Annotated in this window: 18 protein-coding genes; 9 read left to right on the plus strand and 9 right to left on the minus strand. The window is 39.9% G+C overall.

All coding sequences use genetic code 11. From position 1 onward, the window contains the following. Positions 1-13 precede the first annotated feature (13 nt). The 8 genes from LDL79_RS01590 to LDL79_RS01625 all read right to left on the minus strand — a co-directional run bounded on the left by LDL79_RS01590 (position 14) and on the right by LDL79_RS01625 (position 7425). A complete protein-coding gene (locus LDL79_RS01590) occupies positions 14-823 on the minus strand; it encodes an SDR family oxidoreductase (protein ID WP_225598906.1) in 810 nt (269 codons plus the stop codon). After that, complete coding sequence (locus LDL79_RS01595) at positions 817-1884, minus strand: type III polyketide synthase (RefSeq protein ID WP_225598907.1); 1068 nt, start codon at positions 1882-1884, stop codon at positions 817-819. Before LDL79_RS01595 ends, LDL79_RS01590 begins: the two co-directional genes overlap by 7 nt. After that, positions 1860-2561, minus strand: coding sequence for a methyltransferase domain-containing protein (locus LDL79_RS01600; protein ID WP_225598908.1), 702 nt, complete (start codon positions 2559-2561; stop codon positions 1860-1862). The genes LDL79_RS01595 and LDL79_RS01600 overlap by 25 nt, the downstream gene beginning before the upstream one ends. Beyond that, a complete protein-coding gene (locus LDL79_RS01605; protein WP_225598909.1) occupies positions 2558-3682 on the minus strand; it encodes an NAD(P)/FAD-dependent oxidoreductase in 1125 nt (374 codons plus the stop codon). The genes LDL79_RS01600 and LDL79_RS01605 overlap by 4 nt, the downstream gene beginning before the upstream one ends. Positions 3683-3820: 138 nt before the next feature. Next, positions 3821-4522: a YiaD family glycine zipper/OmpA-like lipoprotein gene (locus LDL79_RS01610; protein WP_167596545.1), complete on the minus strand. Its 702-nt coding sequence runs from the start codon at positions 4520-4522 to the stop codon at positions 3821-3823. Between the two features lie 85 nt (positions 4523-4607). Further along, on the minus strand, positions 4608-5093 hold the full coding sequence (locus LDL79_RS01615; RefSeq protein WP_072984758.1) for a lipocalin-like domain-containing protein: 486 nt from the start codon (positions 5091-5093) through the stop codon (positions 4608-4610). Positions 5094-5119: 26 nt separating this feature from the next. Further along, entirely contained in the window at positions 5120-5278 is a 159-nt protein-coding gene (locus LDL79_RS01620; RefSeq protein WP_072984756.1) for a DUF1328 domain-containing protein, read from the minus strand. Between the two features lie 146 nt (positions 5279-5424). After that, positions 5425-7425 carry an alpha-ketoacid dehydrogenase subunit alpha/beta gene (locus LDL79_RS01625; RefSeq protein ID WP_225598910.1) on the minus strand — a complete coding sequence of 667 codons (2001 nt, stop codon included), beginning with the start codon at positions 7423-7425 and terminating at the stop codon, positions 5425-5427. A 221-nt stretch (positions 7426-7646) separates the two neighbouring features. Between LDL79_RS01625 and LDL79_RS01630 the strand changes: the two genes are divergently transcribed. The 7 genes from LDL79_RS01630 to LDL79_RS01660 all read left to right on the plus strand — a co-directional run bounded on the left by LDL79_RS01630 (position 7647) and on the right by LDL79_RS01660 (position 13988). Then, positions 7647-8597, plus strand: a complete 951-nt coding sequence (locus LDL79_RS01630; protein WP_225598911.1) for an isopenicillin N synthase family dioxygenase — start codon at positions 7647-7649, stop codon at positions 8595-8597. Between the two features lie 4 nt (positions 8598-8601). Next, positions 8602-8934, plus strand: coding sequence for a translation initiation factor (locus LDL79_RS01635; protein ID WP_225598912.1), 333 nt, complete (start codon positions 8602-8604; stop codon positions 8932-8934). A gap of 16 nt (positions 8935-8950) precedes the next feature. Beyond that, the gene (locus LDL79_RS01640; protein WP_225598913.1) at positions 8951-9886 is read left to right on the plus strand and encodes a DUF1835 domain-containing protein; all 936 of its coding nucleotides are present in this window, start codon (positions 8951-8953) and stop codon (positions 9884-9886) included. A gap of 1 nt (position 9887) precedes the next feature. Further along, positions 9888-10760, plus strand: a complete 873-nt coding sequence (locus LDL79_RS01645; protein WP_225598914.1) for a nucleoside phosphorylase — start codon at positions 9888-9890, stop codon at positions 10758-10760. A gap of 69 nt (positions 10761-10829) precedes the next feature. Further along, on the plus strand, positions 10830-12884 hold the full coding sequence (gene ppk1, locus LDL79_RS01650; RefSeq protein WP_225598915.1) for a polyphosphate kinase 1: 2055 nt from the start codon (positions 10830-10832) through the stop codon (positions 12882-12884). A gap of 1 nt (position 12885) precedes the next feature. Continuing rightward, positions 12886-13737, plus strand: a complete 852-nt coding sequence (locus LDL79_RS01655) for a substrate-binding domain-containing protein (protein ID WP_225598916.1) — start codon at positions 12886-12888, stop codon at positions 13735-13737. Positions 13738-13826: 89 nt separating this feature from the next. After that, on the plus strand, positions 13827-13988 hold the full coding sequence (locus LDL79_RS01660) for a hypothetical protein (protein WP_164916946.1): 162 nt from the start codon (positions 13827-13829) through the stop codon (positions 13986-13988). 154 nt (positions 13989-14142) lie between these two features. On the opposite strand, the gene LDL79_RS01665 is transcribed toward LDL79_RS01660, so the two are convergent. After that, positions 14143-14808, minus strand: a complete 666-nt coding sequence (locus LDL79_RS01665) for a uracil-DNA glycosylase (RefSeq protein ID WP_167596538.1) — start codon at positions 14806-14808, stop codon at positions 14143-14145. 173 nt (positions 14809-14981) lie between these two features. Between LDL79_RS01665 and LDL79_RS01670 the strand changes: the two genes are divergently transcribed. After that, positions 14982-17159: an endonuclease MutS2 gene (locus LDL79_RS01670; protein WP_225598917.1), complete on the plus strand. Its 2178-nt coding sequence runs from the start codon at positions 14982-14984 to the stop codon at positions 17157-17159. A 172-nt stretch (positions 17160-17331) separates the two neighbouring features. Then, positions 17332-17730: a thiol-disulfide oxidoreductase DCC family protein gene (locus LDL79_RS01675; protein WP_225598918.1), complete on the plus strand. Its 399-nt coding sequence runs from the start codon at positions 17332-17334 to the stop codon at positions 17728-17730. Positions 17731-17866 lie beyond the last annotated feature (136 nt).

Genomic DNA, 17866 nt, shown 5'->3' on the forward strand with positions numbered 1-17866 from the left:
TATGTTTTCTTAATTATCTTAAATGTTCCCCGCCATCAACCGGAATCACCGCTCCATTGATCCAGTTGGCTTCGGTTTTGGTCAATAAGTACACCACATTGGCAACATCCTCCGGAGTGGTCAATCGCTTTTGCGGGTTGCGCTCTAGTGCCTGAGCTATAAGCTGATCACTTCCCGGGATCAATTGTAAACTTTCGGTATTGGTTACGCCGGCTTGAATACAATTTGCCGTAATTTTTAACGGTGCCAATTCAAATGTTAAACTGCGAATTATGGCTTCTAAAGCTGCTTTTGCTGCGGAAACTGCCGCGTAATTGGGTAAAGGTTTTGTGCTTCCTTCGCTTGTAAAAGTTAGGATTTTCCCGTTTTCTTCAAATAAACCAGCGTTTGCAAATGCGCTCGCCCAGTCGTATAAACTCACCGCCATCGCTTCGGCAGTAAGTATAAAATCCTTCCCGGAAAGTTTAGCTACGGAAGCGTCCTCTGCATAAATCGGTTTGAGATTTCCTTTGGCAATACTGTGCAATAACACTTTTACTGAAGCATTGCGCTCTGTAAAGAAATCTTTTACCTTATCAATAGTTGCCGGGTTGAGCGCATCAAGATTAAAGCTTTCGATCTGAATTCCTGTTTCGCGCAAAGCTTCAATCGTATGGTTAAATTCCTCGAGCTTGCTTCTGCGCGTGCGGTGCACGATGCAAAGATGTAAACCCTTAGCGGCGAGTTTTTTTGCCGAAGCAAAACCTAAACCGCTGCTTCCACCCAAGATCAGCGCCCAGCTGTTAGCCGTTTCTTCGGTATTAAATTCAAAAGTATTTACCATTGTAACAATATACGTTGTGCTGAAAAACCGGGACCAAAACTAAGCATCAATCCATAATCTTCGGCAGGAATTTTTCGATTTAAGAAACGTTCTAAAACATACAACACCGTTACACTGCTCATATTGCCATAAAGGCGAAGAACTTCTTTAGTATCGTCAATATTTTTTCCGGAAGCGCCAAACAAGCTTTCCACGGTCTGAACGATCTTCTTTCCGCCGGGATGAAATACCAAATTATTAACCTCTGAAATACTTATGTTATTCTTAGCGAGAAACGGATTGATAATCTGCGGAAAGTGCGCTGCTATAGTTTCTGGAACCGATTTGTCAAGAATCATTTTGAGTCCGTTGTTTGTCAGGTCAAACCCCATCATTTGTTCGGCATCGTAAAAATGATACATTTCGGTATCGATGATTTTTGGTCCTAACGCCTGTTCTTCTGAAGAAAGCAATACGCAGGCCGCGCCATCTCCAAAAATCGCCGCACTCACAATATTGGCCATCGAAAAATCATCTAGCTGAAAAGTCGCCGTAGGACTTTCGACCGCGATCACTGCAGCACGTTTACCGGGATTGGCTTTTAGAAAATCATTAGCATACAACATCCCGGAAATTCCTGCGGCGCAACCCATTTCGGTGACCGGTAATCGGGTAATTTCTTGTCTCAGCTTTAAGCGGTTAATGAGATAGGCGTCAAGCGACGGAATCATAATTCCCGTGCAACTCACGGTGATGATGTAATCTAGCGATTGCGGTTCCCAACCTGTTTTTTCAAGTGCTGAGCGCAGAGCATCTTCTCCAAGCTGGATTACTTCGCGTTTATAAATGTTGTTTTTATGCTCAAAAGAAGTCGCGGTAAACACCTCATCGGGAGCCATAATACTGTAGCGCTTGTCTACCCCTGCATTGGTGAAGATCTTTTTTACTTTACGTTGAAAACGCTCCTCCTGCCCTGCCATCCATTGTGTGACCAATGGGAGAATCTCTTGGGTTTCTCGGCTATATTGCGGGACAGCTTTGGCTACACCTGCGATTGCTACTTTTGATTTTCTAATATCCATAAATATCTGAACGCCCAGCGCCATTTTATACTAAACGACTGTACCCCGAGTTTTGATGTATAAGATAGCAATTCGTTTTTTGTAAAGGCGCGTTCTATAGAAATTAAACCATCGTGTCGTGCCATTGCGCTTTTCATAAATACACGGCTATACGCCTGAAACAATCGATATGCAATCGTACTTCGCTGTAAATCATTGATCACTACTCCTAAGTTAGCCAACTTTAAAAACTGCGCTAGGAACTTTAAAATTTCAGCATCATTAAAGTGGTGCATGGTTAAGGTTGAAGTGATTATGTCTATTTCCAGATGGGTTTCATTCAGCTTAAAAACATCTTGAACTTGAAACGACAGCTCCGGAAAATCTTGTGAGCGTTTTTGTGCCAAAGCAATACTTTTGGGATTGATATCGATTCCTATCAGTTTTACAGCAATAGAACGCTTTCTGGCAAAGTTGGCGATACTGCGCAGCATTGCACCGTCGCCACAACCTACATCAAGAATGGTGTAACTTTTTTGTGAAAACCGATCAAAAAAATAGCGCAAGCCCTCAAGCGTCACTTGCTGTCCGCCCAAGTATTTATTGACGCGGGTAACCTCGGCCAAGGCGGCTTTTAAAGTAGCTTCATCCACGTTGGGGTCATCCATCAATTCTGGGGTTAATTTGCGATACTTCAAATTTTTAAAGGTTTTCCGTGGGTTGTTTGAATGAGCTTTCGTGTCACTTTTGGCAAGTATTTTAGCACTTGTATTCCTGTAGATGTAAGCGCATCGTTTTGCAACGCGTGCTGCAGCAGGTTTCCGGCAAGCAAGCGATTGGTAAACGTACGCTTCCAGAGCCGCTCATAATGTTGCTCTAGTTCGCTACGAGACCAATCTTGATTAGCGTACTCAACAATACATTCTGAAGCTAATTTAGCCGAAATAACCGCCATCGCCATCCCGTTTCCGCATAAGGGATGAATGAGTCCGGCGCTGTCTCCACACATCAACATATGATTTTCTACGCTCGGTTTTGATTGAAAAGCGATCTGACTGATACTGATAGGTTGGTCAAAAAGTGGTTGAGCGTGTGCAAAGAAGTCATTCAAATTCGGATTCTCACAAAGCACCTGTTGCTGAAATGTTTCAATATTCTTAAAAGGCTTGAACGCTTCGGTACGGGTTAGATAGCAGACATTTATTTTGTAATCTTCCACCCTAGAAATTCCGCAGTAACCACCTTTAAAATTATGCAGACTCACTTGGTTTGAACGAATTTCCCCAGCATAGTGGGCTTTAACCGCCAACCAATTGTTCTTATAATTTGTGAAATTTCGGTCCAGTTTAAAGTCTAAATTAGAACGTTTCCCAAAGGCGCCAATCACCAAATCGGCGTTGAACTCTTGCTGATCTTTAGTTAAAATACAAAATGTATTTTCAGCAAAACGAATATCCTCAACAGTCTTATCGATCAAGGTGCATCCTAAACTAAGGGCATATTCTAAAAGATGATGATCTAGCTGATATCTACTTATCCCAAATCCGCCTAGAGGCAATTTAATATCAAGCGAGTTTCCATTGACCGCAGACAACGCTAAATGATCAATTGCGACCGCGCCCCACTGTAGAGGATCAACGCCCAGATAGTTCCAATACGGTAAAATTTCGTTAGAAAGGTACTCACCGCAAACTTTATGTTTTGGGAAGTGCTCTTTCTCAAAAAGCAACACATCAAATCCAGACTTGCGCAAATGAATTGCGGCAGTTAAACCGGCCAGTCCTGCACCAATAATTGCTATGTTAAACGACTTTTTCAATCGAGTTTCAAATTACGATTTAAACAACATCAGGGCAAGCCTCGGACAATTAGGCGTATAAAAAAACTCCTTACATCAATCAATATAAGGAGTTCTCTCAATTAAGCATCCTAAAAAAGGAATCTTAGTATAAGCCTTTTAATTTTCACCCGCTTCCTGCTTAGCTTCGTTTACCATCTCTTGGTTAGGTACGATTGCTAAAGTTACGCGACGGTTTTTAGAACGTCCTTCCGCAGTATCATTAGTATATTTTGGTTGCTCTTCACCATACCATTGTGTAGTGAAACGACCGGAAGCAATTCCTTGTGTTACCAAGTAGTTAGTAACCGCTTGCGCACGGTTTTTAGAAAGCGTCATATTATAATCCGCCGAACCGGTACTATCAGTATGCCCAACTACTAAAACATTGGTTTGAGGATATTCTTGCATTACGCGTGCAAGACCATTTAAAGTTTCTTGAGATGCGCTATTGATGTCATACTTGTTGGTTGCAAAATACACCCCACTATTCTCATCAAAATTTACAACGATACCATCATCTACACGCTCCACTTCAGCTCCAGGAATTTCTTCCTCGATACGTTGTGCTTGCTTATCCATTTTTTTACCGATCACGTTACCGGCAGCACCACCTACAACACCACCTATAACAGCTCCTAGTTCACCACCATCGCCTTTTTTACCAACATTGTTACCAATTACAGCGCCTAAAATAGCACCACCGGCTGCACCAATTACGGTACCTTTTTGTTGATTATTTGCATTTCTTGTGGCCTCACATCCCGTTAGCATCGTAATAGCGATCGCAAGTACCGAAACATTTTTAAGTATATTTTTCATAATTGTTTTATTGATTATTTATATAAAAATATGCTTTTAGCTTGAAGTTTTAGGTTCAATCTAAAAGCATATCAATTTATTAAACTTATTCAGAGATTTTAGAAAAGTTCATTACAATCGTAAATGGTTTTCCATCTACTTGAACCGTCTGCGTAAAGGTTAATTCGTTATCAGACAAATAGTTGATATTTAAACGAAAACCAGCATTGTTCATTGTTGATTTCATTTTCTCATCTGTGGGCTTTAGCAAAATATCATAAGAAGTCGCACTCTCTTGAGCGGGAATACTCCATACAAAATAGCGTTTGCCTAATGCACAACTTCCATCGGTAATTTCGTAATTACCAAAGTTGTTATTCGGGATGAACCTCCAGGTACTTCCCACCATACACTCAGATGAAGCGTCGCCAAAAAGCGTCACATCGTAAACTCCCGGAGCGTTGTTGTAATTGATATTATCTAAATTCCAATAACCTTTAAGAGTTTTTCTAGATTGTTTTACAACTTGATCGCTGCTTCCGCAAGAGACCAGAAACACACTTAAAAGTAATACTGTGATAATCCGTTTCATAAATTAAATATTGATTAAACTAAGTTTTATCTAAATAGTCTTGAAAGTAAACTAATCAAGAATAAAACGATAAAAATGAAGAAAAGTATTTTAGCAATACTCTCTGCTCCAGATGCGATTCCACCGAATCCAAAGATTGCTGCTACGATCGCAATAATGATAAATATAACTGTCCACTTCAACATAATTTTTAAGATTTATTGGTTAGTAATAGTCCAAAAATATAGAGAAGCCACAGTCGATTTTTTAGAATTAATAGTGTTTAACTTTGCGCTGTTAAAATGCGTTAAGGAATAGTTTGCGCTCTTTTGATTCCGATAAAATTTTAACATTAATACTTGAGTAATGCTTCGATAGCCTCTGCCAATTTACGCTTTGCCAGGTACTGATTTTCAAGAGGCTGCGCAAAAGGTATGGGCGTATCTAAACTTGATAATCGCTTGATCGGGGCGTCTAAATAAGTGAAACACTCCTCTGCAATGTAGGCCGAAATATCAGCAGTTATGTTTCCGAAGTTTACATCTTCGGTCACCAATAAAACCTTTCCTGTTTTTACTACGGAAGCTTTAATCGTACCATAATCTAACGGAATCAAACTACGCAAATCTATGAGCTCAACAGACCAATCTTTATGTTCATTTAAAACTTCTATCGCCCAATGCACCGGAGCGCCGTAAGTGATGAGTGTAATTTTTGAGCCTTCCTGCACCACCGAAGCTTTCCCCAAAGGCAAGGTGTAATAGTCTTCAGGAATTTCTTGTGTAATGGTTCTATACAACGCTTTATGCTCAAAAAACAACACGGGATTCTGATCTTCTATTGCTGCTGCAAGTAAACCTTTGGCATCATAAGGAAAAGCGGGATATACGACTTTAAGGCCGGCAGTATGGGTAAACCACGCCTCGTTAGTCTGGCTGTGAAACGGTCCTGCCCCTACTCCTGCACCGCACGGCATTCTGATCACCACGTCTGCCGATTGGCCCCAGCGGTAATAACTTTTGGCCAAATAATTAACGATAGGATTAAAACCACTACTTACAAAATCTGCAAATTGCATTTCTACAATAGCTTTGTATCCGTTAATGGACAAGCCCATTGCGGTTTCAACAATTGCCGACTCACAAATGGGAGTATTTCTGATGCGTTCTGTACCAAATTGCTCCACAAAACCTTCAGTAATTTTAAACACACCGCCGTATGCTGCTACGTCTTGCCCCATTAAAACGAGATTCGCAAAACGCTCTAAACATTGACGAAGCCCTAATTGAATGGCATCTATAAACCGAACCTGTTGTGTAGCCTCACCAGGTTTTGTTTGCTCCAATTCAACTGGAGCAAAAACCTCGTTGAGTTCGGTATGCAGATCAGCATTTAAAGCTGGTTCTACAGCAACCTTTTGCAAAGCTTGTTCAATTTCTTGATGTATCTTATCCTCGACCTCCTGCTTTAAGGCTTCGGTTAACAGGCCTTTTTCTATTAAAAACGATTCAAAATTAGTCACAGGGTCACGCAATGCCCAAGTGTCTAATAAGGTTTCCGGCACATATTTAACACCGCTCGCCTCCTCGTGCCCACGCATTCTAAAGGTTTTAAATTCGATCAAAACCGGTCGTGATCGCTCTCTTACTGATTGCGCAATAGTGCTGAGCTTCGTATACACTTCAAGAATATTGTTGCCATCTATAATGTGGCTTTCCATCCCGTAACCTTGGGCTCGATCTGCCAGATGCTCACAGCGGTATTGCTCTGATGTGGGGGTGGAAAGTCCGTAACCGTTGTTCTCAATACAAAATAGCACCGGTAAATCCCATACCGAGGCTACATTTAATGCCTCGTGAAAATCACCTTCGCTGGTACCGCCTTCGCCCGTAAAAACGGCGGTGATTTTTGCTTCATTGCGCAACTTGTGTGCTAAAGCGATTCCGTCTGCGACTCCGAGTTGTGGACCCAGATGTGAAATCATACCCACTATTTTATAGTCTTGTGTTCCAAAATGAAAACTGCGGTCTCTGCCCTTAGTGAATCCATTAGGTTTTCCTTGCCATTGACTAAAAAGCCGATCTAGCGGAATTTCCCTGCTCGTAAAAACTCCCAGATTGCGATGCATAGGTAAAATATATTCACCGCTATGCAACGCCAAAGTCACACCAACCGCAATTGCTTCTTGCCCAATTCCACTAAACCATTTAGAAATTTTTCCTTGGCGTAAAAGAATCAACATCTTTTCTTCAATGCGTCTTGGTCGCAACACATGCTCATACAGTTTTAATAAAGTCTCGCTGTTCAAATCATAAGACTGTAATGCGCGCTGCAGGTTTTCTTCTATATTCATACTTTAAATTTATACAATGCCTGTGCTCTGAAAAATAATTGTTTTTTGACTGAGGCTTATGTTTCACCTAAACTTCACCTGCTTTTATATATTTCGCCACTAAAATTTAAATTATACATAAATGATAGTGAGCGACTTATATTTTAAGGATTGTTTAAAAATTGGAGCCGTAAATATTTAATATCTTTACATATTGTAAACATTGAATGTACCTCTAAATTATGAATAATATACCCAGCGTTAACCTCGCAGACTTTTTAAGTGAAGACCCGGCAAAGAAGCAAAAATTTGTTGATGAGATTGGTAAAGCTTATGAAGAAATAGGATTTGTTTCCTTAAAAAATCATTTTCTTGATGACGCTTTAGTCGATGCTCTATATAGTGAAGTAAAATCCTTTTTTGATCTTCCCGAAGCAACAAAACAGAAGTATGAAATTGACGGTCTTGGTGGCCAGCGCGGTTATATCTCCTTTGGAAAAGAACACGCTAAAGGCAAAAAAGAAGGGGATCTAAAAGAATTTTGGCATTTTGGTCAAGAACCGGATGCTGATGCTAATTTGATCGAAGAATACCCTGAAAATGTTGAAGTCAAAGAACTAGAAAACTTCAATAAAACCGGGATGGAAGCGTATAAAATGCTTGAAAAAACCGGAATTTATGTATTACGTGCTTTGGCTCTTTACATCGGTTTAGACGAGTTTTATTTTGATAAATGGGCAAGAAATGGCAATAGTATTTTGCGCCCTATACACTATCCTCCCATTACTGAAGAACCTAAAGGCGCTGTGCGTGCTGGTGCACACGGTGATATCAATTTGATCACGTTGTTGATGGGTGCCTCAGCAGGTGGATTGCAAGTTTTGAGAAATGACGGCGAGTGGATTGATGCCATTCCTAATGAAGACGAACTGGTGATCAACGTAGGTGATATGCTGGAGCGTCACACCAATAATAAATTAAGATCCACGATTCACCGCGTTACCAATCCGCCTAAAGAGCAGTGGGATACACCGCGTTATTCCATTCCGTTTTTTATGCATCCGCGCAGTGAAATGCCATTGAATTGTTTAGAGGAATGTGTTGATGATGCCCATCCAAAAGCCTATCCTGATATTACAGCAGGCGAATTTTTACACCAACGTCTTGTTGAAATAGGCTTGATTAAAAAATAATTGAATGGACTTACAAGACCAGCTCAAAAATTTATTTCCTGATCACGAACCCGAACCGGATCAACACGAGGAAGATCCTAATGATCTAGGGATCTGGATACAAGAAGATCCGCTATTGTGTAAATATGAAAAACGCAAAGGAAAGCCCATTACCATTATTGAAGGCTATACCGGTGCCGATTCAGATTTTAAAATTCTGTCTAAAGAGCTCAAAAAAATGTTAGGCGTAGGCGGAAGTTTTAAAAAAGAACAAATAATAATTCAAGGAGATTATCGCGATAAAATCATGACGTTTTTAAAAGACAAGGGTTTTAAAGTGAAACGTGTAGGCGGCTAATTAAGAACCCTTTCTTATGAAAAAAAACACATTGCATATCACCAATGGTGACAGTCTTACTGATCGTTTAAACACGCTGGATTTAGACGGTGATCTGGTCATTTGGCGTGAAATGCTTTGTGAAGGCCCTACGGTTGAAAAAGTAGGTTCTCCTGAATTTATCGCAGCGCGCAAGAAATTCCTTAAGGAAACCTATAAAATCTCTGAAACAGACTACGAGCAAAAATTCGTGAGTCAGTTGAATAAGCTAAATGCGATCAACTCGTACGACGAAGTGATTCTTTGGTTTGAGTTTGACTTATTTTGTCACATCAATATGCTGGCTGCGATAAGCTACCTTATTCAGCACAAAAGTACGATGCCCATTTATATTGTGTGTAGCGGTTGGGTGAAAGGACAATCCCAATTAAAAGGTCTTTCGGAGTTGACAGACGAGCAGCTTTTTATGCATTACGATAAGAAGATTAGACTGGCTCCCGAAGATCTAAAAATTGCGCATCACATCTGGCAGTTGTATTGTGATGAGAAACCTATTGAACTTAAAGCAGAGATTAAAAAAAGCTCTAACTTCAAATATTTGTCCAGTTGCATCAGAGCACATATTGAACGTTTTCCCAACAAGAATACCGGTCTCAACACCCTTGAGACTAACATTTTAAAACTTATAGATCTACACGATATTACTTCTAAGCAGCAACTTTGCGGTTTTGTTCTAAACTATCAAGGCTATTACGGCTACGGCGATATGCAAATCAGCAGAATGATCAAGGCGCTCAAGCCCTTTTTTAGAATGCACGAAGGCAAATTAGTTTTAAGTACCAAAGGTAAAAACGTGCTGGAAGGATCAGAGAATTATTATGACATTGTAAAAGACCAATCTACTTACGGCGGAACTCACAAATATTCCTTTTTATACAATCCTGCAAGTCACGAACTTTTAAAATACAGCTAGAATGACGCTGGCCCCTTCTGAATTTATACTCAATGAAGATGGTAGCATTTATCACCTTCACCTCCTACCCCATCAAATCGCGCAAACCATAATCACCGTTGGAGATCCAGATCGGGTGGATACGGTTACACAACATTTTGACAGCATTGAATGTTCTGTTCAAAAGCGGGAGTTTAAAACCACAACCGGTGTTTATAAAAGCAAGCGAATCACGGTTATTTCAACGGGAATTGGCACCGACAATATTGATATTGTATTAAACGAATTAGATGCGCTTGTCAATATTGAGTTTAAAACACGAATGCTTAAACCCGAGCATACCGCACTCCAAATTATACGGTTGGGTACTAGCGGGTCTATACAGAAAGATATTCCGGTTGATGCAGTTTTGTTGAGCGAAAAAGCTTTGGGCTTTGATGCTTTACTTCATTTTTACCAAAGTAAAATTGTAAGAGATCAAGATCTTGAACAAGCTTTTGTAACCCATATCAATTGGAATCCGGAAAAAAGTATTCCGTATGCTGTTTCGGCAAGTGCTTCCCTCTTAAAGCATTTTAAAACAGAAGCACATTATACAGGAATCACAGCTACTAATGTTGGGTTTTATGGTCCTCAAGGCAGACAACTTCGATTAAAAACCGAAGATGGCACGCTCAATAATAAATTAGAAACCTTTGAACACAAAGGAGAACGCATTACCAACCTAGAGATGGAAACATCAGGGATTTATGGCTTGAGTACACTTCTAGGGCATCAGGCACTTTCAGTAAATGCGATCTTAGCCAACAGAGCTACCGGTGTTTTCAGTAAAAATCCTGCTAACACCGTAAATCAGATGATCCTAGCCGCGTTAGACCGTATTGCATTGCTCTAACCTCTTTTAACAAAAGCTTAATTCAGACCGTTAAGGGCTTTCGTATTTTTGAAGAAAACCTATCAAAATATGGAAAATGATCTGGCTGATAATTTAATTCACAGAGATTTAAACTGGCTCAGTTTTAATGCTCGTGTTTTACAAGAAGCTCAAGATAAAGAGAACAACCCGCTTTATGAGCGGATGAAATTTTTAGCCATTTATTCCTCAAATCTTGATGAATATTTTAGGGTACGTGTTAGTCAGCTTCGCCAGATGAAACGCGTAGAAAAAAGCATCAGAAAAAAGCTTGCGCTGAAGCCTAACAGAACCGTAAAACAAATTCTCGCGATAGTTAAAGAGCAACAAGAAGCTTTTGGTAAAATTTACAATGATGAGATTTTACCTGAACTAGCCCAGAACAATATTGTTTTGGTTCCTTCAGAGCAGTATACTAACATTCAGGCGCAATTGGCTAACATTTGGTTCATTGCACACATCAAGAATAATCTGGAAACCAAAGTCATTGATCCTTCAAAAGAAAAAGAGATTTTTCTTGAAAATCAGAGCTTGTATCTATGCGTAACCTTTTCTGATTCAAAAAATATAGGTTTTGTAAAAATCCCAACACAAACTAACGATCGCTTTGTAGATCTAGGAAAAGTTGAAGGCACCTATCACATCACGTTTCTAGATGATATCATTAGGTACGAAATTCATAATATTTTTAATTCTGAAACCATTGATGGTGTTTATGAGATCAAACTTTCTCGTGATGCCGAACTTTACATTGATGATGAATTAGGCGGAATTTTAGCCGAACGTATTTATAAATCTTTAGAACAACGCCAGGAAGGACAACCCACACGGTTGCTCTATGATGCAGCAATGCCAAAACCGGTGGCAAAGCGCTTGCGCAAACTACTAAATTTAGGGAAGATCGATATGATGCCCGGCGGGCGCTATCACAACTTTAATGACTTTTTTAAATTCCCAGATCCTACCAATAATCCTGAGCTGCATTACGAGAACAAAGCCTTTATAAAACACCGTACTCTCGAGAAAGCTCCGGACTTCTTCAAAGCAATTGCCGAAAAAGACCAACTCGTACACTTCCCGTTTATGAGTTTTAATTATGTAGAACGCTTTGTGGAGCAAGCCGCAGCAGATGATGCTGTGACGCATATTAAAATTTCGTTATATCGCGTTGCTGATGAATCTGTTCTTACTTCGGCACTGCTGAAAGCCATCAAAAACGGGAAGAAAGTAACGATTTTCATTGAAGCCAAAGCGCGTTTTGATGAAGAGAATAACATCACTTGGGGACGCAAATTTGAAGAACAAGGAGCCCGCGTAATTTATAGCTATCCAAGAATTAAAGTGCATTCAAAAATTTTGATGATCATTCGTGAAGAGCAAGACAAACCGGTACGTTACGCCTACATCGGAACCGGAAATTTTAACGGCGAAACGTCTAAAATTTACTGTGATCACGGTTTATTTACTGCGCATAAAAAAATCACTAAAGAGCTGGGCCGTGTTTTTAGAGTGCTTGAGGGAGAGCTAATTATTCCACGGAATAAACATTTATTAATTTCTCCTTTTACGACGCGTAGAACTTTTGAGAAACTCATTCACAATGAGATCGAGGCCGCTCAAGCCGGTAAAAAGGCTCAGGTTACTGCAAAAATGAACAGTCTTGAAGATCCAGATATGATTCAGCTGTTGTACAAAGCGAGTCAGGCCGGCGTACAAATCAGACTGATTGTACGTGGATTCACGTGCCTTATTCCGGGAGTTAAAGGCTTGAGTGAAAATATATACATGACTTCTATTGTTGACCGTTATTTAGAGCACGGCCGTATTTACCTGTTTTATAATGGTGGCGATGAGCAAATGTATATGGGCTCTGCCGATTGGATGACGCGCAATCTTGACCGTAGGATTGAGGTGCTTACGCCAGTTTATGATAAAGACCTGTTTGCTGAACTTAAAGATATTTTAGTGCTTCAACTCGCCGATAATGTCAAAGCCAGAATTCAAGATGAAGCCGAAAGTAATGTATATGTAAAACAGAAATCTGGAGATAAGCGCATACGGTCGCAATATGAAATTTACGATTATCTAAAACTTAAAAATCACTAGCATGACCACGATACGTATTGGTGGAGTACCAGAACATTTTAATCTTCCTATTCATTTATGTATTGAAGAAGGGCTTTTTGCCGAAAAAGGAATTCACGTAGATTGGGTTGAATTTCCAGGAGGAACCGGCGCTATGAACGCGGCTTTACGGAATGATGAAATTGACCTTGCCATCATTCTCACCGAAGGGATAATCAAAGATATCGCAAACGGAAATCCGTCTAAAATCATTCAGAATTATGTTTCTAGTCCGTTGCGCTGGGGAGTTCACGTAGCTTCAAAAAGTGATTTTCACACCATCGCAGATCTTGAAGACAAGCGTCCTGCCATTAGCAGATATGGCTCCGGAAGTCACGTGATGGCTTACGTACAGGCCAATGAATTAGGTTGGGATACTTCAAAAATTGAATGTGTAGTCGTCAACAATATAGATACTGCAGTTGAGGCATTAACTCAAAAAGATGCCGATTATTTTATGTGGGAACACTTCACTACTAAACCTTTAGTCGATAAGGAAGTCTTTAGACGCGTAGGAGATTTCCCCACACCTTGGTCTAGTTTTGTGATTGCCGCCACCGATAAAGCCATTGAAGATCAATCAGAAATTTTGCGTATTGTCTTAGAAGTTATAAATGCAAAAACAAGTGTGTTTAAAGGCCTCAGCCGTATAGAAACGCAACTTGCTGAGCGGTACCAGCAAAATTTAGAAGACATTAAAAAGTGGTTATCGATAACGAGTTGGTCTCAAAATCAATTAGAAAATTCTGAGCGCGATTTGGTTTTGAAATACCTTAAAAAACTGGATATGGTCGATAAAACGTCTGATTCTCAACAATATTTAAAAAAGATTTAATATAAGTTTTATCTTTTTTTTAGCGATTAGCTGGAAAAAAATGTACAATTTTACCCCCGAATTAATTGAGCAATCAAAATTTTTGAACTATGGTTACATTTTTAATTATTTTGGGTGCCCTGCTGATCATTAATGTTTTGTTATTCAAATTTAGTGTAGCAGGGGGTCCGGTGGCTGAAAAACCACGAAAGCATGTAACCCCTAAACAAAAGGATTTAAGACAGCCTTTAGCTTTTAACAAAGCGTCTTAATTTTGACCTCAAATCCAACATCTAGAAAAGCAGCTTTTTTTGAAAGCTGCTTTTTTTTATTTGGCTCCGCCAAAGAACTTGATCCTAAGGCTTGCTTCGAAATTATAATGATATTCCTGCACACCAACTAGAGAACTCGCATCGAGGTTGATCTCTACCATTGTATAGGCACTAGACCTTGCTGCTGCAAAAGTGCATTTGTTTTGCTAAAATGCTGATTCCCGAACCAATATCCGCGGTTTGCACTTAAAGGTGATGGGTGGCCGCTAGTAAGAATATGATGTTTTTGCTTGTTTACTTTTGCAGCCTTTTTCTTTGCAAAACCTCCCCAAAGTAAAAACACCACGTTTTCTTTTTGTTCTGAGATCAATTCAATTACTCGGTCTGTAAACTGCTCCCAGCCTTTGCCTTGATGAGATCCCGCTTGATGCGCGCGCACGGTAAGCGTAGCATTAAGCAGCAAAACACCTTGCTCAGCCCAACGCTCAAGATTTCCGTTTGCAGGAGCACTTATGCTTAGATCTGTCTCAAGTTCCTTATAAATATTGATCAATGACGGCGGTGGCGCAACTCCATTGGGCACCGAAAAACAAAGTCCGTGCGCCTGACCCGGACCGTGGTAGGGATCTTGACCTATAATGACCACTTTAAGATCATCAAAACTACACAGATCAAAAGCTTTAAAAATATCTTTCCCTTTAGGATAACACGTATGCTGTGTATACTCAGTTTTTACAAAGTCAACCAAATCCTTAAAATACGGTTTATCAAATTCTTCAGCTAAAAGTGCTTTCCAGCTTGGGTGTATGTCAACGTTCATGAAAATCTTAAATTTGCAGTAAAAGTCGGTAAAGGAGCTTTAGAACCAAAGCAGAATACTCATTAAATACAAGAGGACTGTTTAAAGACTAGTGAACATCGTGTTCTACACACTCTTTTCCATTTTTAATTTGTAAAAAAGCTAATTAAGCTCTTAAGCCTTGACGGCAGACTATGATAAAGATTCATCCTAAAACCCTTTCAGATTTAGAATTCCACACGGTTTGTGCGCAATTGAGTGCGCTTTGCATCACCGATATGGGCAAAGTAAAGGCCTTAAAACTGGCACCTCAGCGCAATTATAGAAAGACATTATTTGTTCTTGATCAAACCCAAGAATACATTAACGCGGATACGCACGAAACGCCTATTCCTAATCACGGTTTTGATGCGCTTGATCATGAACTCAAGATGCTGGGGATAGAAGATACGGTACTTGAGGTGGGTAGTTTTAGAAAAATAGGTAGCCTTTCAGAAACGGTAAATACACACTTAAGATACTTTAGAAAATTTCAGGAAACATTTCCGGTACTGCATCAAACCGTTCGCGATACTGAATATACCACTGCCTTGACCGATGAGATCAACACCATCGTTGATCGCTATGGCGAAATTAAAGATGATGCCTCACCGGTACTCTTACAAACCAGAAGAGCCATCAATGAGGTAAAGGGTAAAATCAACAGCAGCTTTGCTTCGGCGCTATCGCGCTACGCCTCTTATGGTTATTTAGATGAAATACGCGAATCTATCGTAGATAACGTACGTGTTCTGGCAGTTTCGGCAATGCACAGACGCAAGGTAAAAGGTTCGATTCTTGGGAATTCAAAAACCGGAAGCATTGTTTACATTCAGCCGGAAGCAACCCAGTCGCATCAGCGCGAACTCAACAATCTGCTGTATGATGAGCAAGAAGAGGTTAAACGCATTTTAAAAGCACTCACCGATTTTGTTCGACCTTTTAGTCCGTTATTAACAGAGTATCAAAAGCTGCTGAGTACAATAGACGTCATTGCAGCAAAAGCAAAGTACGCCAAGAAGCTTGACGCGGTGCTGCCAAAAATCACTAAAGATCGCGAACTAGAGATTAAAGAGGCCTATCACCCACTCTTGCTTTTAAACAACAGAAAACGCGGGGAGAAAACCTATCCGCAGGACATCAAACTGGATGCAGACAATCGTATCATTGTCATCAGCGGCCCCAATGCCGGCGGAAAGAGTATTACTCTAAAAACCGTGGGCTTGCTTCAAGTGATGCTGCAAAGCGGACTCTTGATTCCTGTACACGAATACTCTCGTTTTTGCCTTTTTGATAAAATTCTTACGGATATTGGTGACAATCAAAGTATAGAGAATCACTTGAGTACCTATAGCTACCGTCTGAAGAATATGAACTATTTTCTGCGGAAATGTGACGACAAGACCTTATTTCTCATTGATGAATTTGGTACCGGTAGTGATCCTGAATTGGGTGGTGCTTTAGCCGAAACCTTTCTCGAAGTATTTTATGAGCGCAACAGCTATGGAATTATCACAACCCATTATGCCAATTTAAAAATGATGGCAAATGAGACCGAAGCGATCACCAATGCCAATATGCTTTTTGACTCGCGCACGCTTGAGCCGCTTTACAAATTATATGTAGGTGAAGCCGGAAGCTCGTTTACTTTTGAAGTGGCACAGAAAAATGGGATTCCCTATTCGCTTATCAACCGCTCTAAAAAGAAAGTAGAACGAGGTAAAATACGTTTTGATAAAAGTATAGCCAACTTGCAAAAAGAACGCAGCAAGCTAGCCAAAACCACTACTTCTTTAAAAACTAAAGAGCAGGAAGCGGCAAAACAGCAGCAAGAGTTAAATAAAACCAATGCACGCATTCAGGAGAAGTTAGAAAGCTATCAAGAGCTTTACGACAGTAACCAGCGTTTGATTTATCTGGGGCAAAAACTAGATGACCTGAGCGAGAAGTTTTTCAGTAATAAGAATAAAAAATTGCTTCTAGACGAACTCTACAAAGTGGTTCAGATTGAAAATTCAAAACGGCAAAGGCAGAGTGCAAAACAAAAACGCGCTCAGAAGGCTAAGGAGCGTCGCATTCAGCAAGAAGCAGAAAAGAAGGTTCAAGTAATCCGTCAAAAGAAGAAAGAGGAAAAACAGAAAGAAATTCAGGTTGAAAAAGCAAAACCTAAAGTAAGCTTGCAAGTTGGCGATCAAGTACGCCTGCCAGACGGTAGAGCCGTAGGCAGTATCGACAAAATTGAAAAAGGCAAAGCAACCGTAGATTATGGTATGTTTACCACCCAAGTGGACGTTGACACGCTTGAATTTGTTAAAAGACCTAAAGCTAAATAATGAATCGCGGGCTAGCTAAATCATTACTATTTCTAGGAGCCTTATTACTGGTTCTCAATATACTTTTTACTACTAGCTTTACAGATATTGGTTTTATTTTACGTGTTACCGCTAACCTATTGTTAATCTTGGCTATGATTCAAGTACTTTATTTTAATAAACAGCGGTAGCTATGAAAGATAAAATCATTCTGTTTGACGGGGTATGTAATTTATGCAATGGTGCTATCAATTTTATCATCAAGCACGATCCTAAAGGTATTTTCAAATTTGCTTCGTTACAAGGAGAGACCGGTAAACAGCTGCTTGCTCAACACAATATAGATCCGCAGGAGACTGATTCTATTGTATTAATCGATAACGATCAGGTTTCTGTGAAGTCTTCGGCGGCCTTGCGCATTGCAAAAAATCTCAATCAGGGTTATCCATTACTTTTTGGTTTTATGATCATTCCAACCTTTATTAGAAATGGCGTGTATGATTTTATTGCTGCAAACCGTTACAAGTGGTTTGGGAAAAAAGAAAGTTGTATGCTTCCAACTCCCGAGTTGCGCTCTCGCTTTCTAGATTAAATAATTGCTATGAATAATACTATTGGCGTTTAGCTTAAACTTTTCGCTTATATTTAAGCTAATTTGATTTAGGTCAATTCAATTTAAAACCTGCTCACAACGCGATCAATCACTAAGCCATTGCACTTGATGATCG

The organism is Leeuwenhoekiella palythoae (assembly GCF_020310025.1).
Lineage (GTDB): Bacteria > Bacteroidota > Bacteroidia > Flavobacteriales > Flavobacteriaceae > Leeuwenhoekiella > Leeuwenhoekiella palythoae.

Bases quoted from the DNA above. Each gene is read 5' to 3' on its own strand.
- LDL79_RS01590 (WP_225598906.1), bottom strand. From the start codon at position 823: ATGGTAAATACTTTTGAATTTAATACCGAAGAAACGGCTAACAGCTGG.
- LDL79_RS01595 (WP_225598907.1), bottom strand. From the start codon at position 1,884: ATGGATATTAGAAAATCAAAAGTAGCAATCGCAGGTGTAGCCAAAGCT.
- LDL79_RS01610 (WP_167596545.1), bottom strand. From the start codon at position 4,522: ATGAAAAATATACTTAAAAATGTTTCGGTACTTGCGATCGCTATTACG.
- LDL79_RS01615 (WP_072984758.1), bottom strand. From the start codon at position 5,093: ATGAAACGGATTATCACAGTATTACTTTTAAGTGTGTTTCTGGTCTCT.
- LDL79_RS01620 (WP_072984756.1), bottom strand. From the start codon at position 5,278: ATGTTGAAGTGGACAGTTATATTTATCATTATTGCGATCGTAGCAGCA.
- LDL79_RS01625 (WP_225598910.1), bottom strand. From the start codon at position 7,425: ATGAATATAGAAGAAAACCTGCAGCGCGCATTACAGTCTTATGATTTG.
- LDL79_RS01630 (WP_225598911.1), top strand. From the start codon at position 7,647: ATGAATAATATACCCAGCGTTAACCTCGCAGACTTTTTAAGTGAAGAC.
- LDL79_RS01635 (WP_225598912.1), top strand. From the start codon at position 8,602: ATGGACTTACAAGACCAGCTCAAAAATTTATTTCCTGATCACGAACCC.
- LDL79_RS01640 (WP_225598913.1), top strand. From the start codon at position 8,951: ATGAAAAAAAACACATTGCATATCACCAATGGTGACAGTCTTACTGAT.
- LDL79_RS01645 (WP_225598914.1), top strand. From the start codon at position 9,888: ATGACGCTGGCCCCTTCTGAATTTATACTCAATGAAGATGGTAGCATT.
- ppk1 (WP_225598915.1), top strand. From the start codon at position 10,830: ATGGAAAATGATCTGGCTGATAATTTAATTCACAGAGATTTAAACTGG.
- LDL79_RS01655 (WP_225598916.1), top strand. From the start codon at position 12,886: ATGACCACGATACGTATTGGTGGAGTACCAGAACATTTTAATCTTCCT.
- LDL79_RS01660 (WP_164916946.1), top strand. From the start codon at position 13,827: ATGGTTACATTTTTAATTATTTTGGGTGCCCTGCTGATCATTAATGTT.
- LDL79_RS01665 (WP_167596538.1), bottom strand. From the start codon at position 14,808: ATGAACGTTGACATACACCCAAGCTGGAAAGCACTTTTAGCTGAAGAA.
- LDL79_RS01670 (WP_225598917.1), top strand. From the start codon at position 14,982: ATGATAAAGATTCATCCTAAAACCCTTTCAGATTTAGAATTCCACACG.
- LDL79_RS01675 (WP_225598918.1), top strand. From the start codon at position 17,332: ATGAAAGATAAAATCATTCTGTTTGACGGGGTATGTAATTTATGCAAT.